General features: G+C 62.2%; 26 protein-coding genes. 13 read left to right on the forward strand and 13 right to left on the reverse strand.

Annotated elements, in window-relative coordinates; genetic code table 11:
• Positions 1 to 90 precede the first annotated feature (90 nt).
• The 4 genes from D0B32_RS01825 to D0B32_RS01845 form a co-directional block, all read right to left on the reverse strand.
• Positions 91 to 2529, reverse strand: coding sequence for a hypothetical protein (locus tag D0B32_RS01825; RefSeq protein WP_259294855.1), 2439 nt, complete (start codon positions 2527 to 2529; stop codon positions 91 to 93).
• Between the two features lie 330 nt (positions 2530 to 2859).
• A complete protein-coding gene (locus D0B32_RS01835) occupies positions 2860 to 4017 on the reverse strand; it encodes an aromatic ring-hydroxylating dioxygenase subunit alpha (RefSeq protein WP_117331971.1) in 1158 nt (385 codons plus the stop codon).
• A gap of 191 nt (positions 4018 to 4208) precedes the next feature.
• Complete coding sequence (locus D0B32_RS01840) at positions 4209 to 5660, reverse strand: glycosyltransferase (RefSeq protein WP_117331972.1); 1452 nt, start codon at positions 5658 to 5660, stop codon at positions 4209 to 4211.
• Between the two features lie 92 nt (positions 5661 to 5752).
• Positions 5753 to 6355: a cytochrome b gene (locus tag D0B32_RS01845; RefSeq protein WP_117331973.1), complete on the reverse strand. Its 603-nt coding sequence runs from the start codon at positions 6353 to 6355 to the stop codon at positions 5753 to 5755.
• 402 nt (positions 6356 to 6757) lie between these two features.
• Here D0B32_RS01845 and D0B32_RS33160 point away from each other — a divergent pair, with 402 nt between their 5' ends.
• The 4 genes from D0B32_RS33160 (at position 6758) to D0B32_RS01865 (ending at position 9454) form a co-directional block, all read left to right on the forward strand.
• Positions 6758 to 7081 carry a DUF2946 domain-containing protein gene (locus tag D0B32_RS33160; RefSeq protein WP_181969689.1) on the forward strand — a complete coding sequence of 108 codons (324 nt, stop codon included), beginning with the start codon at positions 6758 to 6760 and terminating at the stop codon, positions 7079 to 7081.
• A gap of 105 nt (positions 7082 to 7186) precedes the next feature.
• Positions 7187 to 8113, forward strand: a complete 927-nt coding sequence (locus tag D0B32_RS01855; RefSeq protein ID WP_117331975.1) for a hypothetical protein — start codon at positions 7187 to 7189, stop codon at positions 8111 to 8113.
• A gap of 22 nt (positions 8114 to 8135) precedes the next feature.
• A complete protein-coding gene (locus D0B32_RS01860) occupies positions 8136 to 8498 on the forward strand; it encodes a copper resistance protein CopC (RefSeq protein ID WP_181969690.1) in 363 nt (120 codons plus the stop codon).
• 2 nt (positions 8499 to 8500) lie between these two features.
• Positions 8501 to 9454 carry a copper resistance D family protein gene (locus D0B32_RS01865; protein WP_181969691.1) on the forward strand — a complete coding sequence of 318 codons (954 nt, stop codon included), beginning with the start codon at positions 8501 to 8503 and terminating at the stop codon, positions 9452 to 9454.
• Positions 9455 to 9571: 117 nt separating this feature from the next.
• On the opposite strand, the gene D0B32_RS01870 is transcribed toward D0B32_RS01865, so the two are convergent.
• From D0B32_RS01870 to D0B32_RS01885, 4 genes are all read right to left on the reverse strand, one after another.
• On the reverse strand, positions 9572 to 10363 hold the full coding sequence (locus D0B32_RS01870) for a bifunctional 2-polyprenyl-6-hydroxyphenol methylase/3-demethylubiquinol 3-O-methyltransferase UbiG (RefSeq protein ID WP_117333416.1): 792 nt from the start codon (positions 10361 to 10363) through the stop codon (positions 9572 to 9574).
• A gap of 107 nt (positions 10364 to 10470) precedes the next feature.
• On the reverse strand, positions 10471 to 11574 hold the full coding sequence (locus tag D0B32_RS01875; RefSeq protein WP_117331978.1) for a cyclopropane-fatty-acyl-phospholipid synthase family protein: 1104 nt from the start codon (positions 11572 to 11574) through the stop codon (positions 10471 to 10473).
• Positions 11575 to 11664: 90 nt separating this feature from the next.
• Positions 11665 to 12453: a DUF1295 domain-containing protein gene (locus tag D0B32_RS01880; RefSeq protein ID WP_117331979.1), complete on the reverse strand. Its 789-nt coding sequence runs from the start codon at positions 12451 to 12453 to the stop codon at positions 11665 to 11667.
• Positions 12454 to 12646: 193 nt separating this feature from the next.
• Positions 12647 to 13240 carry a lipocalin family protein gene (locus tag D0B32_RS01885; RefSeq protein ID WP_117331980.1) on the reverse strand — a complete coding sequence of 198 codons (594 nt, stop codon included), beginning with the start codon at positions 13238 to 13240 and terminating at the stop codon, positions 12647 to 12649.
• A 158-nt stretch (positions 13241 to 13398) separates the two neighbouring features.
• Between D0B32_RS01885 and D0B32_RS01890 the strand changes: the two genes are divergently transcribed.
• The 4 genes from D0B32_RS01890 (at position 13399) to D0B32_RS01905 (ending at position 17401) form a co-directional block, all read left to right on the forward strand.
• Positions 13399 to 14484 (forward strand): DMT family transporter, encoded by a 1086-nt coding sequence (locus D0B32_RS01890; RefSeq protein WP_117331981.1) that lies wholly within the window; start codon positions 13399 to 13401, stop codon positions 14482 to 14484.
• Between the two features lie 165 nt (positions 14485 to 14649).
• The gene (locus D0B32_RS01895; RefSeq protein ID WP_117331982.1) at positions 14650 to 14850 is read left to right on the forward strand and encodes a DUF3562 domain-containing protein; all 201 of its coding nucleotides are present in this window, start codon (positions 14650 to 14652) and stop codon (positions 14848 to 14850) included.
• Between the two features lie 134 nt (positions 14851 to 14984).
• Entirely contained in the window at positions 14985 to 15470 is a 486-nt protein-coding gene (locus D0B32_RS01900; RefSeq protein ID WP_404935511.1) for a GNAT family N-acetyltransferase, read from the forward strand.
• 224 nt (positions 15471 to 15694) lie between these two features.
• Positions 15695 to 17401: an acid phosphatase gene (locus D0B32_RS01905; protein ID WP_117331984.1), complete on the forward strand. Its 1707-nt coding sequence runs from the start codon at positions 15695 to 15697 to the stop codon at positions 17399 to 17401.
• A 125-nt stretch (positions 17402 to 17526) separates the two neighbouring features.
• Here D0B32_RS01905 and D0B32_RS01910 read toward each other — a convergent pair whose 3' ends face one another.
• The 3 genes from D0B32_RS01910 to D0B32_RS01920 all read right to left on the reverse strand — a co-directional run bounded on the left by D0B32_RS01910 (position 17527) and on the right by D0B32_RS01920 (position 20110).
• Positions 17527 to 18108, reverse strand: a complete 582-nt coding sequence (locus D0B32_RS01910; protein ID WP_117331985.1) for a DUF3501 family protein — start codon at positions 18106 to 18108, stop codon at positions 17527 to 17529.
• Positions 18109 to 18137: 29 nt separating this feature from the next.
• Positions 18138 to 19475 carry a heterodisulfide reductase-related iron-sulfur binding cluster gene (locus D0B32_RS01915; protein ID WP_117331986.1) on the reverse strand — a complete coding sequence of 446 codons (1338 nt, stop codon included), beginning with the start codon at positions 19473 to 19475 and terminating at the stop codon, positions 18138 to 18140.
• Positions 19476 to 19687: 212 nt separating this feature from the next.
• A complete protein-coding gene (locus D0B32_RS01920; RefSeq protein WP_117331987.1) occupies positions 19688 to 20110 on the reverse strand; it encodes a rubrerythrin family protein in 423 nt (140 codons plus the stop codon).
• A gap of 227 nt (positions 20111 to 20337) precedes the next feature.
• Here D0B32_RS01920 and D0B32_RS01925 point away from each other — a divergent pair, with 227 nt between their 5' ends.
• From D0B32_RS01925 to D0B32_RS01940, 4 genes are all read left to right on the forward strand, one after another.
• Positions 20338 to 20697 (forward strand): DUF3564 domain-containing protein, encoded by a 360-nt coding sequence (locus D0B32_RS01925; RefSeq protein WP_117331988.1) that lies wholly within the window; start codon positions 20338 to 20340, stop codon positions 20695 to 20697.
• A gap of 131 nt (positions 20698 to 20828) precedes the next feature.
• On the forward strand, positions 20829 to 21578 hold the full coding sequence (locus tag D0B32_RS01930) for a DNA/RNA non-specific endonuclease (RefSeq protein WP_117331989.1): 750 nt from the start codon (positions 20829 to 20831) through the stop codon (positions 21576 to 21578).
• Positions 21571 to 21831: a hypothetical protein gene (locus D0B32_RS01935; protein ID WP_117331990.1), complete on the forward strand. Its 261-nt coding sequence runs from the start codon at positions 21571 to 21573 to the stop codon at positions 21829 to 21831. The genes D0B32_RS01930 and D0B32_RS01935 overlap by 8 nt, the downstream gene beginning before the upstream one ends.
• A 272-nt stretch (positions 21832 to 22103) precedes the next feature.
• A complete protein-coding gene (locus D0B32_RS01940) occupies positions 22104 to 22535 on the forward strand; it encodes a hypothetical protein (RefSeq protein WP_117331991.1) in 432 nt (143 codons plus the stop codon).
• Positions 22536 to 22684: 149 nt separating this feature from the next.
• Here D0B32_RS01940 and D0B32_RS01945 read toward each other — a convergent pair whose 3' ends face one another.
• Positions 22685 to 23419: a Crp/Fnr family transcriptional regulator gene (locus tag D0B32_RS01945; protein WP_117331992.1), complete on the reverse strand. Its 735-nt coding sequence runs from the start codon at positions 23417 to 23419 to the stop codon at positions 22685 to 22687.
• 88 nt (positions 23420 to 23507) lie between these two features.
• Here D0B32_RS01945 and D0B32_RS01950 point away from each other — a divergent pair, with 88 nt between their 5' ends.
• The gene (locus tag D0B32_RS01950) at positions 23508 to 24053 is read left to right on the forward strand and encodes a DUF962 domain-containing protein (RefSeq protein ID WP_117331993.1); all 546 of its coding nucleotides are present in this window, start codon (positions 23508 to 23510) and stop codon (positions 24051 to 24053) included.
• 59 nt (positions 24054 to 24112) lie between these two features.
• Here D0B32_RS01950 and rarD read toward each other — a convergent pair whose 3' ends face one another.
• Entirely contained in the window at positions 24113 to 25036 is a 924-nt protein-coding gene (gene rarD / locus D0B32_RS01955; RefSeq protein WP_117333417.1) for an EamA family transporter RarD, read from the reverse strand.
• Positions 25037 to 25491: the final 455 nt, after the last annotated feature.

Consider the following 25491-nt stretch of genomic DNA (forward strand, 5'->3'; position numbering starts at 1 on the left):
CTGGTTACGGAACACGTTGTGCGTGCGTTGACCAAATGGCGACGAGCGAAAGTACCCGCTACTTTCGCTCGCCATGTCCACCCAGCGACCCTACTGCCCCGTATAACCCACCGGCGCGGTCACGTTGCTCTGCATCACCGCTGCGTTCGACGACACCACGTAGATCGGCGATTCCGTCAGCGTCAGATTCACCACGCCGTTGCTATACGCCACTGACGACGGATTGCCCATCATGTCGATCACCGTTACGTGGCCGCTCGTTCCCGGCGAGTCGACGGTCAACGCATAGGCGGTGCTGTAGGTGGCGCTATACGCGCCTGCGGAGGTCGGCCAGTCCGCATTGTTGTGGGTCCACAGCGCGGTAATCACCGCGCCGCCGTTCAACTGCTGGAAGGCGTAGCCATACACCATCGAAGGCAAGCCATTGAGGTGCCCCAGGGTCTGCGTGCCGTCGATCACATGCGTCAGCGCCGCCATCGCCATCGCCTCGGGCTTCGGACTCACCGCTGATGCACCATACGCCCCCTGTGGATCGACGATGTCGAAGAAGGTCCCTTCGCCGACGTCGCCCGGATAGTCCGAACCATAGAAGAAATACGTGACCTGTGCGCCTTCGCCGAGGATGATCAGATGCGCGCGCACCGCGACCGCCGCCTGCCCGTACAACTGATTCGCACCGGGGTAGGTGGCGCTATACGCGGCGCCTGGGTCGTAGCTGATGCCCAGTTCGGTCGACCAAAGCCGCATGTTCGGCTTGAAGGTCTGCATTTCCGCGCGCAATTCACGCATCTGCTGGTCGAGCGCGTTGGCCACGTTGGCCGGATTCGGGTCCGTGTCGTACTGCTCAGGCGGATGGGCCGCGTAGGTGCCGGCGTTGTAATAACCGTGCGTGGTGATCCCGTCCAGATAGTTGCCGAGACCCAGCGGCACATACGTTTGCAGATAGCCTTGTGTACAGGCCGTCACGCAATTGGACGGGAACACGTTGGTCGTGCCCATCACCACGGCGTTCGGATCGGTGGAATGCAGACCGTTGTAGACGGCCGCATACATGGCGACGAAATTCGCCGGCGAATCCACCCATTGCGGTTCCCACGTGACCTGGTAGTAATCGTTCTGCTGACTCGGGAAATAGGCACGGCGAATCGCCGCCGAATCCGTGCCGACGCGCGCCATGTAGCTCTGGTAGTAGCTCTCGTTGGTGGGCGCGTTGGTGTCGTCCTCGAAGCCGCCGGTGGGACTCGCCCAGCCGGGAATGCCATCCAGACGGATCAACCGCATGACCTTGCCGTTCGTGTAGAACGGATCGAGGTCCGAGAGCGACGGTGTCCAGGTGTTCGGTCCATTCGGTTCCATGGTCGACAACTGCCGGTTATCGATGGTCTGCGAGACGCCGAGGTCGGCCAGCATGGCACCGTTGTCGTTGAAGCCCTGCATGCCGAAGCGATGCTGCTCCTGATGCGCATACGTCACCGCCGGGATCGACGCGGACAGATTAGGCAGGACACCGAAGGTTGCGATTCCGGCCGGGCGCGTGCCGGCTTGCGGTAACGTACCGCCAGCGTTCGACAAGGTCGCCGTGATGGCGAAGTAACCGGAGACGGCTGCATTGCACGACAACGCGCTTGTCTGCGTGCCGCCCGGGACCGTGAACGAGCCGCTGCCCTTCACGTTGCCGAGCTGATCCTGCATCGACCACACCACCGTGTCCGCGGACGGCGCCGCTGTGATGAACGATACCTGGAAGGCGCTGTTCTCGGCGAACAGGCGGGTGCCATCCGAAGAAGGCGTGTCGGCAGCGATAAGTCCGGTGGACGTGCCGCCTGCGCTCGTGCTTGTCTTCGTACAGGCGATCGAACCTGTAGGTGTCGGCGTTGGTGTCGGCGTTGGTGTCGGCGTTGGTGTCGGCGTTGGCGTTGGCGTTGGCGTTGGCGTTGGCGTTGGCGTTGGCGTCGGTGTTGGCGTCGGTGTTGGCGTTGGCGTCGGCGTCAACGACGCCCCACTCGCCGGAATCCAGCACGACTTCGTTGCACCGAAATCCGGGTCCGTCCCAAACGACCCGTTGTTACACGCTACGCCATTGGTGAACGTCTTCGTGATGTTGTTCGCTGTGGTGCTGCCACCATAGAGCACGGTCTTCGTGCCGGTGAACGAACACGTGCCATTCTCGCTGGCGCATTTCGCCCATGCACCGGTGGGAGTCGGAGTGGGCGTCGCCGCTGCACTGCCTGAACTGCCTGAGCCGCTGTACCAGCAGCTTTTCGAATAGCCATAAGCGGGATCGCTCGCGGAGACCACACCATTCGTGCATTGCACACCGTTGGTGAAGGGTCCGTTGACGTCGTACATCAGCGTCGGGTTGGCGGTGCCGAACACCACGGTCGCTGTGCCCGAAAAGGAGCATTGTTGATTCTCGGCCGCACAATACGTGTACGTCGTGCCATTAATGGTCAGGTTGTTCTGCGCTTGCGTAGTACTGCAAAACATTCCTGCCATAGGTACGACGAGGACCGAAGCGAGACGTTTCATTTCCGTTACTCCTGCGTTTAATTAGTGCAAGATTGGGTTTTCAAGCGGCGACAAACCCCGGAAACGACACGCGCGCAAAACTCTTGAAAAGTGCGGCTTGCTACGCGCGGTTCTAAGCGAATCGGTTCGACCGATTTTTTCATCGGAAACGGACAAGTAACAGGTCAATTTGGCACGGTCAAGTCGCACGACTGCTGACCGATGCCTTATTTCGGTATTTTCGACCTGATGTGTGAAGAAAAAAGGACAAAAGAAAACGGCGTGTCGATTGCCCACGCCGCCTTGCCCATCACCGTAGAGAAAGCGCCGCGCAGTGGCGGCGAGCACGCGCTATGTCGTGCCTTCGGCAGGCGCAATGCGAACGCCTTTAAATTCTCCGGCTGTGGGTGGCGCGCCACACTCGCGCAACAGTGAACGCAATTCGTTGATCACCGGAAAGACTTCATGATTCCAGTCCGCGCCCTGGCGATCGTGCGCTTCCTGTTCACGTTCGACGATCCAGCGGTCTTCCTTGAAGATGCGCTCGGTGAACCACACGAGCAGCGGCCACGCAACGTCGAGCACGAACGGAATACCAGGCCGGCGGATCGAAAGCAGGCCAAAGGTGCGATTAGTTCGCTGTTCGCGATCTAGCGGCACATAAACAATCCACAGGTCCATGACCAGTTTCGCATCGGTCGTACGAATCTGCAGCGTCTGATACGGGTACTCGGTGCGGATCGTCATCACATCCTTATCCGCGCCTTGCGTACCTTTGCGGCTCTGACCGAACACCAGCGCTTCGCCAATCGGCTGATCGCCGGACATCCGCGCAAACGTGTAGTCCACCTCGACCCAGCCTTCGCCGCGTCGCCGCCCCACCGAACGCGCACGCATCTGCCCCATTTGCTTGCGGTGCAGGAACTGATGGTTCATGTCCATCAGGTTTTCGTGCATGAAGGAGTAATGGCACTTCACTTCGCGACCGAAGCGGCGGGTCTTATAGGCCTTGTCCGAGGCCGAGCTCAAGGTCGGCAAGGGACGCTCGTCGGCCAGCGCGGGGTTCCCCGGAAACACGAAAATCAGCCCTTCCACTTCGCGGCACGGGTACGAACGCACGCCGTTCGGCAAGCGTTCACGGCCCAGGTACGGAATGTCGACGCAGCGGCCGGTGCAGTCGTAAGTCCAGCCGTGATAACAGCAACGGATCGATTCGCCTTCCACCACGCCACCGTGCAGCGGCACCTGACGATGCGCGCAACGGTCTTCGAGCGCGAACACCGCACCCGACTCGGTACGTACCAGCACGATCGGATCGCCCGCGAACTGCACCCCATGCGCCTTGCCACGCTTGACTTCGCGCGACCACGCGAGCGGATACCAGTGATCGGGATGAGCAGGGACGCGGCGTAAATCCCGCACCGGCACTTCTGCGGCCGCGTCGGAAGTTGTAGTTTTATCTGTCTCTGTATCGACGGTGCTGCGATCCAGTGGTGGGACTACATGCATGGGCGGCGCCTCCTAGCACTTCAAATCCTGGTTGTGCCCGCAACGTGGGCGGGAATATAGCTAAGGAAGCCAGTCTACTAGAACAGAAGCAATTGATGTTTTTCGCCGGAACGCACTTAAAACCCGTCTCGCGGACGAGGCGGACCGATTAGCCGGAAAGCGGCCCTAAAACGGAGCAAATGACGGCGACTTCAGCCTTCGTCGTGCGCCACCAGCCCTGAGCGGCGCTGTACGCCCCAGGCGCGGCCGCCGCGCAGGAAGTGCAGCCAGCCCATCAGCGCACCCGTATGACGAACCAGCTGGAACGTGAAAGGCTCGGCAATGGCGGCGGCCATTGCCATCCACAGGCTCGAGCCGGCCATCTGGCCGGTCCAGCGGCGGTAGAGGTGGATGCACCAGAGGTAGTAGACGAGGTCGATGGCGGTTTTCAGGCCGATCACGCCGAAGATGGACAGCACGATCCCGCCGTGGCCGCCGAACAGGAACATCAGCAGCAGCGCAAAGGCCGTCAGGCCGTAGATGGGCTGCATCGTGTCGATTGCCTTGACCGGCAGCATCACCATGCCGAGCGTGCCGTAGCGCGGATTGCCGGTCATGTCGCGGTTCCAGTACTGCGTTTGCAGAAAGCCCGCGAACCAGCGGCGCCGCTGGCGCAGGAAGCTGCCCAGGGTGCCGGGGGCGTCGGTGCGGCCCTGCGCGTCGCCCACCACCCGCACGTCCCAGCCGAGACCGTGATCCACCGAGTAGCGGCGCAGCCGGTGGATCAGCTCGTAGTCTTCCACGAGACACTGTGGATCGAAGCCGCCGACCGCCACCAGCGCATCGCGGCGGAACGAAGCAAAGGCGCCCGAAATCAGCAGCAGACTGTCGGCCCGCATCCACGCAAAGCGCGCGATGAAATTGCGCATGTACTCGTAAGTCTGAAACCACTGAAAAACGCGGCCCGAAACATTCTTGCCGCACACCGGCACGAGGATGCCGGCCGCTGCCACGAGCTTCGGCGTTTCCATGAAGGCGACGCGCATCGCGTAGGTGGCGTCGTCGTCGAGCAGGGTGTCGGCGTCGACGGTCATCACGGTGTCGGTGGTCATCTCCGTGATGGCGGCGTTCAGTGCCCGCGCCTTGCCGCCGTGCGGTACACGCAGCCAGTAGAGATTCGGATGCAGCGCACTCGGCGCGCTCAACTGGCCTTCGGGTGCGGGCGTGAGTCCGAAACGCTCGGCAAGCAAAGCAGCGGTGCCGTCCGTGGAGCCATCGTCGGCAATCACGATCTGCGCCGGCCCGTGGACCTGGCGCAATAACGCCGCCAGCGTCACGGGCAACACTGTCGCCTCATTGTGCGAGGCCACGATCACGCCCATGCTCGGCAAATTGCGCCGCTCGGAGTCAGGATCGAGCGGCGGCAGCGGGCGCATCAGCGGCAGCGTCTTGAGCGTGACGAAGGCGAGCAGCAAGGTGTCGTAGACGACATACGCGATGCCGGTCGACCACGCCACCACGCCTTGCAGAAAGAAGGCCCGCGCGAACAGCAGCAGCCAGAGCGCGACGACGCTCAGATGAATCAAGGTGCTCAAGAGCGTCGTGCGGCGCGGCACGATGCGAGGTGAGGCGAGTGAGAGGGCCTGTTCCAGAGTTCTGTTCAAAATGGCTGCTAGATCCGTGGGGACTACGTTATCAAGGTGAGGCGTGCGCGCGATGATTGCTGCGCGCGAGGCGCTGGTGGGCGAACGCGCGTTCAGGGAATCATGCGTTTGAGCACCGACTTGCGATCAATCCACTCGTGTTTCAACGCGCCGCCCACATGCATGGCCAGCAGCGCGTACAGCGCATAACCCAGCCACGTATGTAGCGTGCCGAAGCGGTTATGCAGCGTTTCCTTGAGCGTCGGATCGAGATTCATCACGTAACCAATGCGCGGCCACGTGACGAGATTGAACAGACGCATCGGATGGGTGGCCGCGTCCTTCCATGCCGAATCGTGCAGCCAGCCGGACAGCGGCAGACCGATCATCAACAGGTACAGCAGGAAATGTGCAACGTGGGCCGCGCTGCGCTCCCACGACGGAAACTCCGCCGGCAACTCAGGCGGTCGATGCGACACGCGCCACAAAATACGCAGCAGCACGAGACCGAGCACGGTGATGCCGATGGACTTGTGCGTGTCGATCACGGGACGCACCCAGTCATCGGGCAACGAGTCGGCGCTCAGCCCCAGCACGACATTGCAGATGATCAGAATGGCGATGATCCAGTGCAGCGCCATCGCGGTGCGCGTGTATCGCGACGTTACCGACACGCCGGCGGTATTCGAAAGCGGGGAGTTGGCCCGAGTGCTCATGGGTGGTTCGTCCTGAGTGACGCGCATCGAAACGCGCGTACGAAAGCTGATTGAAATAAATGGTGCATCAGGCTCAAACGTGCAGCCCCTTCACAGCGTCATGTTAACGATACGCATAAAAGCGTGCACGCGCTGCCGCACCTCCCAACCATCTAACGCCCAGGCGCGAGGTTTTATTCCGGCCCGCACGCAGATCGATCTGCCGGTTCCAACTTCGCGCACATGATGTTCGTGATGTGCAGATACGCGATGCCCGTCATGCGACTTTCAATGCTTTACAGAAGCGTGTGCGTGGCATAATCTGCGCCATTCGTTGGTTCCTCGTTTTCGCGCCCGTCGCACCGCATGCTTCGTCTACGCCTTCAGAAAATCGGCAGTTGGTTGGGATTGCTAGCAATCCTGATGAGCACGCTTGCGCCGACAGTTTCGCAGGCGCTTGCAGCACACGATCGCCTGGGCGTCGCGCTTGCCACGTACTGCTCCGCAGAGTCGGACAACAGCACGGTCGCGCACAACGACAAGTCATCGCATTCCCCCGCGTTCCATTGGCAAGCTTGCGCCTATTGCGGCATGCTTGCTCACGTGCCCGTATTGCCGGGCACGGCTACCGTATTTGCCGCTGCAGTTTCGGTTGCACGCGCACCCATCGTTGCCCAGCGCAATGATCCTCACGTCCCCCTCGTTTATACGGCCGCCCAGCCACGGGCGCCGCCAGTCCTCTCCTAAGTCTTTCTGTTTCTGAACAGTTCATCCATGCGACGCGAGTCGCAGCGGAGCGCGGCCGCATGCCTGTGCGGTTTCGCATCAAGACAATTGGAGAAGGATTCAATCATGCGTACGCTTTTCAAGCGGCACGTCGTGCCCGCACGTGCCGCGCTCGTCGCGGCGGCGGGCGCAACCTGCCTTGCCGGATCGCCTTTGGCTTCGGCCCACGCCGTCGTCGGCGACCGCGTTTTTCCCGCCACCCTGACCGTCGACGATCCCGGCGTGGGCGACGAGTTCGACACCCAGTTCGGCCACATCAAGACGCCGGATGACAATGGCGATCAGATGAACGTCAACACCGTATCGTATGAATGGGACAAGCTGATTACGCGCAATCTCGCGTTCAGTGTATCCAGCGACTACGTCACGCAAAACGCGCCGAACGGCGGCTCGGCCAAAGGCTGGGACAACGTCACGGTGGGCGCCAAATACCTGCTGTACGCGAACGCGCGGCACGAGTTCATGGCGTCCATTGGACTCGAAGCGGAGATTGGCGGGACGGGTGCGAAAGCCATCGGCGATTCGTTCTCGACCTTCACGCCCGACTTCTACTTCGGCAAGGGCTTCGGCGATCTACCCGCCTCGCTCAGCTATCTGCGCCCCTTCGCAATTACCGGCGAACTGGGCCCGAATCTGACCACCGCATCGTCGGATAATGGTCCGAACTCGTTCGGCTGGGGCTTCACGTTGCAATACAGCATTCCGTATCTGCAATCGCAGGTGAAGGACCTGGGACTGCCGCAGCCGTTCAGCAATCTGATCCCGGTCATCGAAGCGCCCATGAGCACCTGTACGTCGGGCGGCTGCGCGGGCCAGACGACCGGCTTCATCAATCCGGGCGTGCTGTGGCTCAACCGCTATGGCCAGTTCGGTATCGAAGCGCAGATTCCCGTGAACCGCGCGAGCGGCACACACGTGGGCGTACTGTTCGACGCGCATCTGTACTTCGACGACATCTTCCCGCACTCTCTCGGCAAACCGCTCTTCAACTGATCCCATGATGAAAACTGCTCTTATGAACTCCTCTCGCGCGCGCGGCCTCGTTGCCGCACTGACACTCGGCGTGGCCCAGCTTGCGCATGCTCACGCGTATCCGACTCACCAGGCGCCGTCCGCAGGCGCGACCGTTTCCACCGCGCAGAAAGACGTCGCGATCGATTTCGACGACGGCCTCGAACCCGCCTTCAGCGCGATCACCGTCACGGATGCGCAAGGCAAACCGGTCACGAGCGAGAAGTCGGTGGTCGATCCTTCCAACCCGAAGCACATGACGGTGGCACTAAACACACTGACGCCGGGCGTGTACACGGTGGCATGGGTCGCGGTCGCGGCGGACGGACATCGCACGCAAGGCCACTACAACTTCACGGCGAAGTAACGGTGGATCCGCTCGTCGCCGGGCAAATCGTCGTTGCCGCTGCGCAGGATCTGTTGTTTGCCTGCGCAGCAGGCACGCTGGCATGCAGCGCGCTGTGCGCGCGAGGTGAGCCGTCCGGCGGCGCGTCGAGTCACGCGGCGGTTGTGGAGCGGGCGCACGCGTCGGCTGGTTCGCCAGGTCGCGTGCGTGCGATTGCGCTGATCGGACTCATGCTCGCCTGCTGTCTGTATCTATGGCTTCAGGCGGCGGTGATGAGCGGCTCGACATTCAGCGCGGCGGCTCCTGCTATCAGCGTGGTCCTGACGCAATCGCATTTCGGCGCGGCGTGGTCCGTGGGTTGCGCCGGTGCCGTGCTGGGATGCCTTGGCGGCACACGTGATAGCCGCGCCGCGTGGTGGCTCGCAGCGCTCGGCATGCTCGTCTACGCAGCGGGCAAGGCGGCTGCGAGTCATGCTGCAGATACCGGCGATTTCACGGTGCGCGAGGCGGTCCATGTCGTGCATCTGACAGCGACGGCCTTGTGGGCCGGCAGCGTGATCGTCGCCGCGCCATTGTTGTGGCGCTGGCGTCGCGCGGCTGCGATGCCGCCCATGCAGTGCGAGGCGTTTTGTACGCGCCTGTCGCATCTGGCGACGCTTGCATTGGTCGTGGTGATTGGAAGCGGTATCTACAACGCCGCGCAGGACACCGCGCATCTGAGTGGACCATTGCTCGATGCGTGGTACGGGCGCGTGTTGACGGTGAAACTCGTGTTCGTCGCGCTTGCGGTGCTGTTGGGCGGTTATAACCGGATGATCCATTTGCCGCGCCTGCACGCCACCGCCATTGAAGGCGGCGACGCATATCGTGACGCGCAGCGTCGCTTCGACCGGCTATTGAGCGTCGAAGCCATCGCGATGATCGCAGTGCTGATCGCAGCCGCCGTGCTGGGTCATACGGCGCCAACGGGCGGATAAGATCGAAGCGGAGCGCGCCGTGCACATCACGGCCGCTCCTGCGTTCTGCTCGCACTGGCGCTTGCGGTTGCAAAAACGTTGGCCACGCGCACGATCGCAGTGAAACGCGTCACCGCATCAGCGGCGCGCAATCAGCGCCACCGAATCGACGCGCTCTTCGAGCCAGCCGTCCTGCGCATGCGCTTCGAGCAGGGCACGCGCGCGCTCCAGCAATTCATCGAGCCGCGAGCCAAGACGTTCGCGCGACAAGCTCGACATCGACAGCACGCGTGCCAGCAACGATTCCACCGCGACTCGCCGCACCTCGACAATCGACACACGCTCGAGCGACGCAAACGGCGAGTTCATCAGCACGCTCTCGTGGCTCTCCCACGCGTCGTCCTTGCGTTGCTCGCGAGCAGGATCGGTTTGCGCGTAGCTCTCGACCAACGCGTGATATTGCGTGAACCAGGGCCTCGGTGGATCGTCGGGATGCGAGGTCGAAAACAGCACCACCGCGCCTGAAGGGTCGATCAGTTGGTCGAGGCGCGCGAGCGTATCGGGCCGGTCCATCCAGTGAAACGCACGGCCTATCACCGCGATCTGAAAGCGGCCGAGTTCCGCCGACAGATCGTAGGAACTGCCCAACCGGTACTCGATATTCGGCGCAACGCCGAGCCCGAGTTCCGATGCGATGGTCAGCATTTCCGGCGCGGGGTCGATAGCGACGCCCTTGTCGATCCATGTGGAAAACGCCAGCGAGATTTGCCCCGGCCCGCATCCCAGATCGAGCAAACGTTGTGTGCCATCCAGCTTGCATGTCTCCGCCACCCGCCGGATCAAACGCGGCGAATAGGCGGCGCGGCCGCCGAGATAGTGCGCCGCATTGTCCTTGAAGCGATTGGGAACGAAGGGAATGGGTGTGGTCATGGGCGGTTCCGTCAAAGGCGCGCGCTGCATGAACTGCAATCAGCGCGCAATCCCTGAAGTATGCCGCCGCTGCGGATCTGCTGTCGAGACGCCCCGCCGCTTATCGCTCAACGCTTTTCGAAGCGATAGTGCCCCACGCCCCACTCGTTGCCGTTCGCAAAGCCGAACAGTTCCGCCACGGCCATGTAGAACATGCGCCAGCGCTGTAGCCAGATCGCGGCGTCGCGCTCGCCGTAGGTGTCCACCAGCATCGGCATGACGCGGTCTTTCGCGGCATCGAGCGAAGCCAGCCATTGATTGGCCGTGCGCTCGTAATGCGTGCCACTCACCCACCATTGACGCTCCACGCGCAGATCGTCCTGGAAGTGCAGCAGCAGGTTTTCCGATGGCATCGTGCCGCCGGTGAAGAAGTACTTCGACATCCAGTCGCTGCCGTCCTGCACCTGGAAGTGATACGCGAGGGTACGGTGCACGAAGATATGCACGAACAGCTTTGCGTCCGCACGCATCCAGCGTGAAATTTTGGCCAGCAACAAGCCATAGTTTTTCATATGCTCGAACATCTCGATCGACACCACGCGGTCGAAACCACCCGCAAGCTGCGCGTCGGAAAACTCGAAATCGACGATATTGCCGGTCACCACCGTGAGATTGCTCAAACCGCGCTGTTCCGCGCAGGCTTCGATAAACGCGCGCTGCCCATGCGAATTCGAGAGCGCCACGATCTGCGAGTGCGGATAACGTGCCGCGAGCCACAACGACAGCGAACCCCAGCCGCATCCAAGATCGAGAATACGCTGACCATCAACCAGTTCCGCGCGCGCGGCATAGACTTCGAGCATCGCGGCTTCGGCCCGTTCGAGCGTCTCGTTGCCCTGTGGATACCAACAGCACGAGTACTTCAGATACGGTCCCAGATGGGCATGAAAGAACGCCGCCGGTACTTCGTAGTGCTGGCTATTGGCCGCCTGCGTTTCGACTGCAATTGGGCTGGTACGCAAGCCGTCCAGCAGATGTTCGAGCCGGCGCGCACGCAATTCACCGTCGTCGTTGCCCTCGTCCTTCAGACGCTGACGCATCAGTTGACGCATGCCCATGCGGATCACCGCGTCCGGCAACCAGCCGCGCTCGCAGCAGCGGATCAGCCAGCCGTCGTCGGGGCTCGCAGGTGTCGACGGCGGCAGCGGCCGGTCAAGGGTGGTCAGTGTCATGGTGATGGGCTCCTTTGTGGTCGCGCCGCCAGTGTGGCTGGCATGTTGTTCGTAGCGTTTCGTTCTGCGTACACGGTTAACTGTGCTCGGCTAGTCTCCCGACGAGCGGCGCGGCGGCCAGGGAATCAGCGCATTGGTGGTCCGCATGTACTCGGCGTACCCCGCGCGCGTTTTGGCAAGACTCGCTTCGAGCAGTGGAATGCCGGACAGCTTCAGTAGCAGCCACGCCATCAGCACGGGTGGCAAAAGCGTCAACCAGACCCAGGGCGAACCGATCGACAGCGCGATATACGCGACCCAATGCACGCATTCGAAAAAGTAGTTCGGGTGCCGCGAGTAACGCCACAGGCCATCGCGGCAAACCTTGCCGTGGTTCGCCGGATCGTTCTTGAAGTGGCGCAGTTGACGGTCTGCCAGCGCTTCACCCACCACTGCCGCAATCCATACCAGCACCGCCACGATGAGCCATACCGCCGCCGGCTCAGCGGTGCGATACGACGGCACCAGAAATGCCAGCGAAAGCAGCATCGAAATCACCACCTGCACCTGGAAGAAGCCGAACATGCGCAGTGGCGCGGCGGCGCCCCATTCTTCACGCAGACGGTGATAACGCGCGTCCTCAGGCTGCCCGAAATTGCGACGCCACAAATGCGTGCCGAGCCGCACGCCCCATACGAGACCGCCCAGCGCGGTTAGCGCACGGCTTAATGGGCTGCCGGTGCCGAGCACCGCATACAGTACGGCGACCGCGCCGAGCGAATAGGCCCATACCGGGTCTATCATGCCGGCGTTCTCCGATTTCAGTTGCCAAGCCCACACGGCGGAAAACACCACCACGAGCCCAACCAGCGCGATCACGGCAACGACGACAGGCGACATGGCAATCTCGTCCAATGGCAATGCAGGGATATACGCAAAAGCGGCTTCAACGGATGCGCACAGGCTCTCCCGGGCCAGCAGCACGGCCCAGCGCCGGTCTGCTGGAAAGAATCAGCAGGCGTCCAAATGCGTCCGCTCCGTTTGCTTCGAGCGCAGCATGCCGCGTGCCGCCAGCGGCGCCGTCCTTGATTCGCTACTGCTTGTCACCCGGCGACGCAAATCCCGGCATGCCGATCTGCTCCGGCGTTTGCGGCACCCGCTTGAAGCGCGATGTGTCGTAGCCCATCGCGTCCAGTTTCGCCAGCATCTCGCGATAGGTGTCATCGCTCATCACAGGGTCGCGCGAGAAGATCCAGCCGAGATTTTTGCCGGGATAGCCGAGGATGGTGTAGCGGTAGTCCGGATCCACATATAGCGTGAGTTGCTTGAAACGCACTGGCCAGAACACCTGCACGCTCCACTCTCCGCCGTTCGATCCCGGTACTGGCGTATCGAGAAACTGGTAGTGTTTGAGGGGCGCGTCGAACGCACCTTTGTGGGCGTAATACGAATCGTCGATCTTGCCGTCGGGCCGCAGCACCCATTGCGCGTAGCTGCCCACGAAGTCGCGCTCGGCGAAGTAGGGAATGTTGGCGATGATGTACCAGCGTCCCATGTAGCGTGGCAAATCCACCGGCACGGTGGTGAGCGGCACGCTGGCGCGCGGGTTGGGATTGGGCGGTTCGCCGGAGCAGCCGCTCAGGACCAGCAGCGCGAGCGCGACGACGGCACAGGCAAAACGGCGCATGGTAACCTCGAATGACGTGACGATAGAGGGTTTACGTTCTATCCGGCCCGACGGATGCGTATTGACGCCACGAGTCGCGCCACGCATGGTCGACGCAGGCGCAACGAGCTTGACTCAAGAGCGCGACGCGTGACTTTCACTTTCACCTCAACGCACCCATGCCAGCCCGTTTGCCAACCCGTGTAACCGCGGCGCTCACCGCTCCTTTCACCGCCCTGCTGGCCGCCGCGCTATTCGGCGCCACCACGCCGCTCGCCAAAGCGCTGCTCGGCACGCTCTCGCCGTTCATGGTGGCCGGTCTGTTCTACCTGGGCAGCGGCGTGGGACTCGCCATCACCATCGCATTACGCCACGCAAAACAGAGCACGCAAGAGCGAGCGCACGCGGGCCGGCTTCAACTGCATGAACTTCCGTGGCTGATCGGCGCAATCGCCACCGGCGGCGTGGCCGGACCCGCCCTGCTGATGCTCGGCCTCGACGTGACGCCCGCCGCCACCAGCTCGCTGCTGCTCAACCTCGAAGGCGTGTTCACCGCATTGATCGCGTGGATTGTGTTTCGCGAGAATGTCGATCGTCAGGTGTTGCTTGGCATGCTCGCCATCGTCGCAGGCGGCGTGGCCCTGTCGTGGCATCCTGGCGCGACGCGCCTGCCGCTCGGCGCATTGCTCGTGGCGGGTGCCTGCGCCTGCTGGGCGATCGACAACAATCTCACCCGCAAAGTGTCCATCAACGACGCAATGGTAATTGCCTGTCTGAAAGGGCTGGTGGCGGGCAGCGTGAATTTCGGCATCGCGCTGCTGCTGGGTGCGCGCGTGCCCGCACCACTCACGCTCGCGGCTGCCATGCTGACCGGCTTCGCTGGGTACGGCGTCAGCCTCGTGCTGTTCGTGCTCGCCCTGCGCAATCTCGGCACCGCGCGCACGGGCGCCTATTTCTCGGTGGCGCCGTTAGTGGGCGTGACCCTCGCGCTGATCCTGTGGCCCGAATGGCCGCCCGTGCTGTTCTGGGTCGCGGCAGCGCTAATGGCACTCGGCGTGTGGCTGCATATCCGTGAACGCCACGAGCATCCGCATACGCACGAGGCGCTGGACCACAACCACCCGCACCGTCACGACGCGCATCACCAGCACGAACATGATTTCGCGTGGGATGGCACCGAGCCGCATACTCATGCGCATCGCCATATGCCGATCACCCATACTCATGCGCATTACCCGGATATTCATCACCGGCATTCCCACTAATTAGGCAAAGTGCGGCATCACGATGCTGCCCTTTCACACCTGCAAGCAAAACGGAGCGCGCGCAGGGCAGGTGATAGGCCGATTCAATTGGCATCGGGACTTACGGCGTCCTGTAATGGAACTCCCTGTGTTTGCATTTCCCACCTGTCGCACCCGGAGAGACTTATGGATCAGCCTCAGCCTAATGTTGACGAAGTCGTGCAGGCCATTGCCACGGAAACCGACACGCCGACCGAAACGGTCTTGAAGATCTACGCCGACACGATGGCTGACTTCAGCAGCGGCGCCCGTGTGTTCGACTATTTGCCGCTCCTCACCGCCAAACGCGTACGGGATAAATTGCGGCATTCAAAGCGCAGGCATTAGGCGCCAAAACGGGCGACCGAAGCGGCGGCGCGCCCCTCTGGTTCCAGATTTTGCGGCGATCGTGGCGCTAACAACGCCACGTGATTTTCCTTAAGCTGGCGGGGCCGTCCTTTTCCTCACAGGGAGCCCCGCTCGTGACGCGACCCGCAACGCAATCTGTGCCGCACGTCCCTCACATTCGCCCCGTCGTTGCCGCGGATTTCGCCACGTGGCTGCCGCTATGGGATGCCTACAACGCGTTTTACGGCCGCTCCGGCGAGACCGCGTTGCCACGCGAGATCACGCAGCTCACGTGGTCGCGCTTCTTCGATGGCTACGAACCCATGCACGCGCTGGTCGCCGAGCGCGACGGCCAGTTGCTCGGGCTCGTGCATTTTCTCTACCACCGTCATACGACGCTGGCCGGTCCCATCTGTTATCTGCAAGACCTGTACACGCTCGAGAGCGAGCGCGGCAAAGGAGTCGGCCGGGCGCTGATCGAAGCCGTCTATGCAGCGGCGAAGGCCGCGGGTTCGGCGCGGGTGTACTGGCAAACGCACGAAACCAATCACACCGCCATGCAGCTCTACGACAAGGTGGCGGATCGCTCGGGGTTCGTGGTGTATCGCAAGACGCTGTAGGCGCGGGGTTGTCTCTCGGCTGTCTGGAGTTTGCCTGGAGGTGCCATGCGCTGCGCTCCCGCGCGCCGCGTTTCCCGTGCGTCCCGTCCGCGTTGGGATGCAGGGCGCCTGCACGTTCGGACATGACACATGAATACGCTAAGATTGGCTTCGCTCGCCGGCGCCATGCGTGTCAGTAGAAAACCGGGCCGGCAACGCAGATCGAAACGTTACAGGAAACCGTGATGAATCAGGACGACGACTTGCCCGTTCCCCCGCTCAACCCGGAATTCGATCGCCCGGAAGACGAGCCCGATAACCCCGAGCGGCGCCGTGTCCTGACCGGCATCGCGGCGGTTGGCCTGGGACTGGCCATCTCCGGATGCCAGACCGGCGAGCAGTCCGCAGCAGCGGCCACGCCGCGCAGCGCGGCCGACCTGCGGCTCGATGCAGCGCTGCACGATCAGGTGCGGCGGATCGTCGTGATCTACGCGGAAAATCGCAGCTTCGCCAACCTGTACGGCAATTTCCCCGGCGTCCAGCATCCGCTCGACGCCGTGCCCGCCGAGCGCTACGTGCAACTCGACCGCGACGGCAAAACGCCCTTGCCGCAGTTGCCGAAAATCTGGGGCGGACTCGTGCCGCAGGCCCAGCAGGTGGACGGCAAGCGCTACATGATCGGCGAAAACGATATCGTCGATCTGCACAACCGGCCGTTCCGCATTCCGGACAAGCAAGGCGAGCCGCTGCCGACTGGTGTCATCACGCGGGATCTGTGGCATCGCTTTTATCAGAACCAGATGCAGATCAACGCCGGGCGCAATAACCAGTTTGCGGCATGGGCGGATTCCGGCGGTCTGGTAATGGGCCATTACCCTAACTCCGCCGAGAGCCTGCGGCTGTGGAACCTCGCGCAGCAATACACGCTGTGCGACAACTTCTTCATGGCCGCGTTTGGCGGCTCATGGCTCAACCACATCTTCCTGATCTCCGCGCAGGCGCCGCTCGTGCCGGACGTGCACACCAGCGCGGCGAAGCAATTTGTCTCCGTGCTCGAAGGCGACGATCCAATGGGGACGCGGCTGAAGGTGGCGCCGCACTCGCCGCCGTCCGCGCTCGGCGGGCCGCCGAAGTTCGTCAACGACGGCCTGTTCACGCCGGACGGTTACGCGGTGAACACGATGGCGCCGCCGTATCAGCCGAGTTTCGTGCCACCCGCGTTGGGCGGCAATCCGGCGTACGCGGACGTGTCGAATCCGAAGGTGCTGCCGCCGCAGACTTACGCCACGATCGGCGATCGCCTCTCCGCGAAGAACGTGGATTGGGCGTGGTATTCGGGCGCGTGGCAATACGCGCTCGACCACCACGACACCGGCGACGTGCCCGACTTCCAGTATCACCATCAACCGTTCAACTACTTCGTGAGCTTCGCGCCCGGCACCGATGCGCGCCGCCAGCATCTGCGCGACGGCGGTGTGGGGGACGACGCCTCTACGAACCGGTTCATTGCGGACATCGACGCCGGGCGTCTGCCGGCCGTGACCTTCTACAAGCCGCAAGGCAACCTGAACATGCACGCCGGCTATGCGGACGTCGAATCGGGCGACCGGCATATCGCCACGGTGATCGACCATCTGCAGCGCGGTCCGCAATGGGCCAATACGGTGGTGATCGTCACCGTTGACGAGAATGGCGGCTGGTGGGATCCGGTGTCGCCGCCGCAGGGCGATCGTTGGGGGCCGGGCTCACGCATCCCCGCGCTGGTCATTTCGCCGCTGGCGAAGAAGGGTTACGTGGACCACACCGTCTACGACACCAACTCGATCCTGCGTTTTATCAGCCGGGTACATGGTCTTGCACCGCTGGACGGCGTGGCGGCGCGGGACCGCGCGTTTGCACAGAACGGGCTGGCACCGCTCGGCGATCTGACAGGGACGCTGGCGCTGGCGTGAGGCCGGTGCGGTCATGCAGAGAGGCAGGCGGCGCGGGTCTCGTGGCGTAAGTAGGCGCTCACGTTGCGTGCCGCGCCGCCCGCTGCGGTCAATGTGCGCCATCTCGGCCAGCACAACGCAGACGGCTACGTCAGATCCTTCAACAGCGCAGCCCGGATGCGCGGCTCGATGGTCTGCACTGGCACCGGATAATTCGGATGGTCACAGCCAATCTGCAAGGCCGCACCCTCGCGCAGACGCTTCTTCATCTCAGGCGTCAATTCGAAGCGCACAAAGTGCACGGCTGACGTCTTTTGCTCGTTCTCACGTTCGAGATCTTCATCCGCGATGGCATACACCGGCGCCTCGCCCGCCACCTGAACAAACACGCGGACCTCGATGCCGATCAGACGCGCCAGCGCCGCATGCCGCTCGATTTCGTTTTCATACTCGATCTGCATGGTCGCCTTCAGGTTGCTGCCATCCGGCACGAGCGGCAGATAGGCGTTCAGCTCGCCCTGAATGCCGTCCTCGTCGAAAATCTTCTCGATGTGGAGCATTTCCTGGATCTGATAGCGGATCGTCGTTTCGTCTTCGAACAGGAAGGTCACGTGATTACCGAGCGGCACGGTGCGCTCTTTCTTGTGCTCGATCACCTGCGCACGCATCGTGATGCGGGCCTTCGAATAGTTCTCAAGCGACAACAACGAATTGCGGGCGATGCTCATCGGGATGTCCTCGCTGTATAAACTGGTACTCAGAGACCATAGGCTTTGCGCAGCAGCGTGAGCGGATGCGCAAGTTGTCCCTTCGACAAACCGTTCTCGTCGATCCCCTGTTCGATATGGTGGCCAGCCAACTGGCAGTCCGACGAAATGTAGTCGGGCTGCGGTTGCGCCATCGCCTTGAAAACCGGCGTGCCGATCTGCATCGCCGTGCGGTGGAACTCCTTCTTCACGCCGAACGTGCCCGCGTGCCCCGAGCAGCGTTCCACCACCGTGACCTGCGTGTCCGGCACGAGCGCCAAGGTTTCCGAAGTCTTGCGACCAATGTTCTGCACCCGCGCGTGACAGGGCACGTGATACGACACTTTCCCCAATCCCGACTTGAAGTCGGTTTTAAGGAGTCCGTCACGATGGCGCGCCACGAAATACTCGAACGGATCCCAGAAGGCTTCGGCGACGGCGCGCACATCGGCGTCGTCGGGGAACATGAGCGGCAACTCGTGTTTGTACATCAGCACGCAACTGGGAATCGCGCCGATGATCGCGTAGCCCTCGCGCGCATAGCGGGCCAGCACCGGCAGGTTCTTTTCCTTCTTGTCCGCGACGCCTTGCAGATTGCCCTGCTCCAGCAACGGCATGCCGCAGCACGCTTCGCTCTTCACCAGCTCGTACGGAATCGCGTTGTGCGTGAGCACGGCGAGCAGATCGTGGCCAATGCCGGGTTCGTTGAAATTCACGTAACAGGTCGCATAAATGGCGACTTTGCCTGGCGTGCGCTCGCCGTCCTGGCTTTGCGTCACCGCCGATTTCTTCGCGGCACTGCGGAATTTGCGCGGCGCGAAATCGGGGAGCCACGCGTTTCTATCGACGCCCAACGCATTCTCCATCATGCCGCGCGCAGCGGCCGTGTGATTCACCGCGTTCACCGTCTGCGTGATGACGGGGATGCCCGCCAGGCGGCCGAGCGCATCCGTATTCGAGAGAAACTTGTCACGCAGCTTGACGTCACCCCGTTTGTAATCCACCGCTTTGGCACGCAGCATCAGGTGAGGAAAATCCACATTCCACGGATGCGGCGGCACATAGGGGCACTTCGTCATGTAGCACAGGTCGCACAGATAGCATTGATCGACCACCTTGCCGAACTGGCTCTTGTCGAGGTCGTGGACTTCGCCGCTGTCGGTCTCATCCAGCAAATCGAATAGCGTGGGAAACGCGCCGCACAGCGAGACGCAGCGGCGGCACCCTGCGCAGATATCGAACACGCGGGTGAGTTCCTCATCGAGCGCATGCTGATCGTAGAATGCGTCCGAGCGCCAATTCAGCGGATGCCGCGTGGGCGCCTCGAGACTGCCTTCCTTATGTGGCATGACATCAGGCTCCTTTTATACTTCTTTCGCCTTGATCTTGCGACTGCGCGCCTCGCGTCCGGGCGCGCGCCCGCGATGCACCGCAGCATGCAACGCATGGTAAGCGCGGACATCTTGCAGCCTGACGCCACAGCATGCCCGCCTTCGCTTTACAGGTGCGACTCGCGTCGATGCCCCTCACGCAGGGGCTTTACCGGTTTGAACGTCGCTGCTTAATCCACTAGCGATTCAAGCGCCTTGGAATAGCGATTCGCGTGACTGCGCTCGGCCTTGGCCAGAGTTTCAAACCAGTTGGCGATTTCGTCGAAGCCTTCATCGCGCGCCGCTTTGGCCATGCCCGGATACATATCCGTGTATTCGTGCGTTTCGCCGGCAATCGCTGCCTGCAGATTTTGCCGCGACGAGCCAAACGGCAACCCCGTAGCCGGATCCCCCACGGTTTCCAGATATTCGAGGTGGCCATGCGCATGGCCGGTTTCGCCTTCCGCCGTGGAGCGGAATAGCGCGGCAACATCGTTTTGCCCCTCTACATCGGCCTTTGCTGCGAAATACAGATAACGCCGGTTCGCCTGTGATTCACCAGCGAACGCTGCCTTCAAATTCTCTTCGGTCTTTGAACCTTTGAGTTGCGACATCTGAGCCTCCATGCAAGCCTGTATTGTGGGGCGCGCGTTGGCGGACGTGAGGTGGTTAAGCGGCAACGGGCAGACGCGCGGCTGCACTGTCACAATAAATCTAGAGCTTTGGCAAGGTCTTCCCAATTGTGTTTTTCAATCTACCCGATAGTCGTTTGCCTTGCATAAAACGCACTCACGTCTAGACTCTAGAAGAGCGAACTTCGCACCCTGAGTATGGACGTGCCATGCGCCTGACTATCCTCATCAACGGTTCCGATCCCACGGTCAATCACGACTACGCGGTGCTTTGGCTCGACACCGACGAACACCGGTGGTCGCGGGAAGCGCATCAGGGTATCGATCTGCCCCCGTGGGGAGAGTTGCGCGACGACGATGGCGTCACCACGTTATGCGCGCCGAGTACAGATGCGCCGCTTTGCACGCTGCGCGGTCTCCATGTGGACCGGAAGCAGCGTGTCAGTTCGGCACAAGGCACGGCCGCCTGGTCGTGCGTGCCCGCGCGAACACCCATGCATGGATACTGGCGTTTGCAGGCGGTGGACAGACAACCGGTGCGCGCCGAGCGTCGCGTGTTCGACAGTTAGCGTGAGGCTGCGCGCCCCCGGAAAAACCGCGCTGAACCCGCTGACAAACCTTGTCCTTTTCTTCTCGTTTCACGTGCGCGTGGCGGCTATACTTTTGGCCCCAAAGACTCCGATGCGCGACGTAACGATCCATGAAGAAGTGGCTGGCCTGTCTGCTATTTGCGGTTGCCGCTCACGCGAGCGCCGCCCCCTCCTGCACCGAATTCACGCCCGACGCGCAGTGGCCGGTGCTGACCAATCCGAAGCTGGCGCCAAGAACGCGTCTGCTGTGCTACAGCGATTTTGCGGTCCTGCATTCTGGTGTTACGCACGGCCCACTCTGGTCCGCTGAACACCTGACGCGCGATCACATCGAAGCGGCGCAGGACATGGTGCGCACCAACAAGTTCTTCGAAGATGCGCGGCTGCCCGATGGCGAAGGCGCCACCCTCGCCGATTACAGGCACAGCGGCTACGACCGTGGACACATGAGTCCCGCAGGCAACCGCTGGAATCAGCAGGCAATGGCGCAGTCGTTCTCGCTGGCCAACGTGGTGCCGCAAGACCACCAGAACAACGGGCGGCTATGGGCGCGGATCGAAACCTCGGTGCGCCGGCTCGCGCTGCGTTACGACGACACTTACGTCGTGACGGGTCCGATGTTCATCGGCCAGCAATTGCAGACCATTGGACCGAGCCGCGTGTTCGTGCCCACCCAGTTGTTCAAGATCGTCTACGTCCCTTCGCGGCAACTGGCGTTTGCGGTCGTCGCGGATAATGTCTCGACGAATCGCTACGACATCAGGACGGTGCACGAACTCGAAGCGATGAGCGGCATCCGCTTTCCGGGCATTCCGGAGAATCTCAAGGACCAGCGGCCGGGAGGACTCAAAGGTGTTTAAGGCTTACTCGAACGACGACGATGAACTCACCATTCAGGGCGACGCGCTGACCATTGCCAATGGCACGACACGCGTCACCCTCAGCGGCACGCTCGACATCACGCGGGACAAACGCGGCCTGAAGGCGGCGCTCGCGCTGAAGCAGGCACTGGATAGCGTGGTGGCCACGTTGCAGGCCCAGGCCGATCTGCCCGAACAGATCAAGGATGAACCGGACGCAAAGCCCGGTGTGGTGGATAACCCGTTCAACTAGCTTTGGGCAACCCGCTTCACCCCCTCTCCGATATCGAGCCGCACCTTGCGGCTCTTTTTACATTGGGACGTTAAGGCATCCCAAGTTTCTTAAACCAGACTTAAATCACGCGTTCTGGCCTGACGCGCCGCAGCGGGCCTCGCGATTTTGGTTTGGAATCCATTGTTTCGCAGGTTACGTTTTGTCACGAGCGCGACGTCAACTCCCGTCATCCGGCCAACGTTAAACCGGCAGCGCTGAACCTTTTCAGCCGCGACACCAGGAGTCACACCATGAAGATGATTTTCGCTGCCGTAGCTTCCACCCTGCTCGTTTCGACGGCCTTTGCGCAGACGCCGGCGCCGGCGATGTCGGGCAACCAGCACACTCAGGCGGCTGGCGAGGCGAATCTGAAAGCCGGCGCCGCGGCGCAAGCCGATACGACGAAGCCGGAAGCTTCGGCGAACACGTCGGCGAATGCATCGAGCAAGATGGTCAGCGCGACGCCGGACAAGTCCACAGCAAAGCTGCACGCGAAAAAGGCCGCGCCGGCTCACGCCGTGAAGACTCAGGCGCACAAAGTTAGTAAAACGAAGCATACCGTCGCGGCGAACGCCGACAAGAGCACGACCAAGGCCGACGCGGGCAAAGTGCCGGCGAAGGATAGCAACACGACGCAGGCAAAAACCGAAGGCGCTAAAGCGGACACCACCCAGACCAACTAAGGTGATCGGTTCTCGGCATCATCCTGCGTGGTCGCTTTAAGAATCGAAGTGGGATATGCCGTTGGGGGAGGCGAGTCTACCGGCTCGCCTTTTTTTCGTTCTGTTTGTTCTGTTCGTTCTTTTGGTTGGCGACTCGGCGGCTGCGGACTTTATTTTGCGGTATCGGGTGGCGCCGCTATACCGGCCAATGCAGCCAGCTTCTTTGCATCGACGATTTCGATTTCCGCATAGCGCAACTGCAACGCGCCCTGCACTTCGAACTGCTTGAGCGTCTGATTGATGGTCTGCCGCGACAAGGCCAGCATCATCGCCAGATCTTCCTGCGGCACCTTGAGCACGCGTCGTAACGCGCCCGGCTCGCCGTAACCGTTGGCCATCAACAGCAAGCGGCGCGCAATGCGCTGCGCGGCAGGCAACAGCGCGGTCTCTTCGATCGCTTCGAATGCCAGCCGGAGCTTGTGCGTCAGCAACAAACCGAACGCGTGCCAGTGCTCGGGCGCGCGTTCGAGCAGCGTGACCAGCTCGGTACGCGGCAAATGAAACAGCACGGAATCGCGCTCGGCATACGCATCATGGGTTCGCGGGCGGCCGTCGAACAGCGCGATCTCACCAAACCAGTTGACCGGTTCGATCACCGCCAGCAACGCTTCCTTGCCGGCCATGCTCGCCGCGCCAATACGGATCACGCCTTCCATGACGCAGTAGAGCCCATCGTCGGGATCGCCGCGCATGAAGAGCCGTTGGCCCGCCTGCACATGCTGCACGCGGCCACGTTCGACGAGTTGCGTGCGCAAGGCGGCCGGCGCGGCGCGAAACCAGGCGCTGCGCTCGAGCATCGCAAGGGTTTGGGACGTGGATACAGCCAGGTTCGTGGATGATGGCATCGTGCTGAAGCGCTGAATTGTCGGCTACCCGATGGTTTTAAATTCCGCTGCCCGCGATTATGCTTACTTTGATCCCGGAGCGGCACCCATGAGAACGCTGACGCAGCAACTCACGCAGTACGCGGACTACCATCGCGACCGGCGCAACATCGCCACGCATTTCGTCGGCATTCCGCTCATCGTGCTGGCGGTGGCCGTGCTGATGAGCCGCCCCGTCTGGCCCGTCAGCGGCTTGCCGTTTGCGCTTTCGCCCGCGTGGCTGTTGTTCGGCGCCGCCACACTCTATTACCTCGTGCTCGATCTGCCGCTTGGCCTGATGATGGCGCTCGTCTCCGCGTTGTTGCTCGCATGCGGAGCATGGCTCGCCAAGCAAAGCACGTTGACGTGGCTGACCGCGGGCATCGGCATGTTCGTCATTGGCTGGGTGCTGCAGTTCATCGGTCACATCGCGTATGAGCATCGCAAGCCCGCCTTCGTCGACGATCTGGCCGGCCTGTTGATTGGACCGTTGTTCGTGCTTGCTGAAGCGCTCTTTGGTTTCGGCTGGCGCCCGGCTCTGCGCGAGGCCATCGAAGCGCAGGTCGGGCCGACTCGTATCAACGCCGCTCAAAGCGGCGCGCAGCACGGTCGTTGACGCTGCCGCAGAATCGGCGAGCGCGGCGCGGCACGCACAGCGCGACCTTCCCCTGTTGATCAGCGCGGCGCCAATCGCACCAGCCGCGCGCCATGCAATGCGGTGAGTGCGACTGCCAGCCAGATCGGCACATAGGTGGCGAGTTGTTGGGCCGTCAGTGACTCGCCGAGAAATGTCACGGACACCACCACCAGCAGTACGGGTTCGACATAGCCGAGAATGCCGAATAGGGCCATCGGCAACAACCGACTGGCCTTGAGATACGACGCCAGTGCTACCGTGCTGAGTACGCCCAGGCCCGGCAGCAGGAGAAACGCCATGCCTGGGCGTCCTGTCAGCAGAGGCAGCGAATCACCCAGCACCACCGTGACGACTGCAACCGGCAACAGCAAGGTCATCTCCACGGCGAACGCCGTCAGCGAATCCGCCTGGATTTTGCGGCGCAGCACGAAGTACGGCGGGTAGCCCAGCGCAACCAGCAGGGTCGGCCAGGAGAACGCGCCCGTCATCCATACCTCGTGCGCCACACCGAGCGCGGCGCACGCCACCGCGAGCCATTGCAGGCCGTCGATGTGCTCGCGATAGTAGAAGCGCCCGACCAGCACCATCGTCAGTGGCAGCAGAAAATAGCCGAGTGAGACTTCGAGCATGCGTCCATGCAGCGGCGCCCACAGGAACACCCACAGTTGCAGGCCGAGCATGACCGCACTCGCGATCAGCGCTACGGCCACCTGCGGCTGACGAACGGCACGCGCAACCAGTTGGCGTAGCAACGGCCAGCGCCCGCGCAGCGCGATCAGCAGTAGCGCACCGGGCACGGTCCACAGCACGCGCCACGCAAAAATATCGAGGCCGCTCAACGGTGCCAGCAGTTTGACGTAGGCGGATAGCAGCGCAAATAACGCCGAAGCGCCAACGGACAGCGCAATCCCCTGCCTTGGCTCGTAGTGGCTGGTCTGGCTCGCCCGCCTCGTCTGACTCATCGCAGCGGCCGTCTCATGCAAAGGCATCGTGACGCCGTTCCGTATGCGTCGTGATGCGCGAACCCGGGTTCACACGCCCGCGCGTACCGCGCGGCACCTGGCGACGCGGCGGCTTTCGTTTTCATTGGAAGATTTGTCTCTTAAGCGTGCAGTGAGTCGCGTGTCTCGCTGCTCTCTGAAGCGGTTCTGTCATACAAAGCCCGCATTCTAGACGCGTTGCGCCGGGACGCCGCGTGGAAAATCAATTATTCCGTGCGGGTCGCGGCGCTATGCACTAGAACATAACTTCATTCATGCACGCCACATCCTGAGCGCGTGCATCGGATATTCGTGCTGTTTCCCTTGCAAGCGCGCTTCTTGCTTGCTCAACCCGGCTACCTCGATGCCAGTGCGATCCCTATGGACGCCTGGTCTGCGCCCTCCCCGCTGCACGCGATGCGTTTTAGCGTTGCGCA

Source organism: Paraburkholderia sp. DHOC27 (genome assembly GCF_003429005.1).
Classification (GTDB): Bacteria; Pseudomonadota; Gammaproteobacteria; order Burkholderiales; family Burkholderiaceae; genus Paraburkholderia.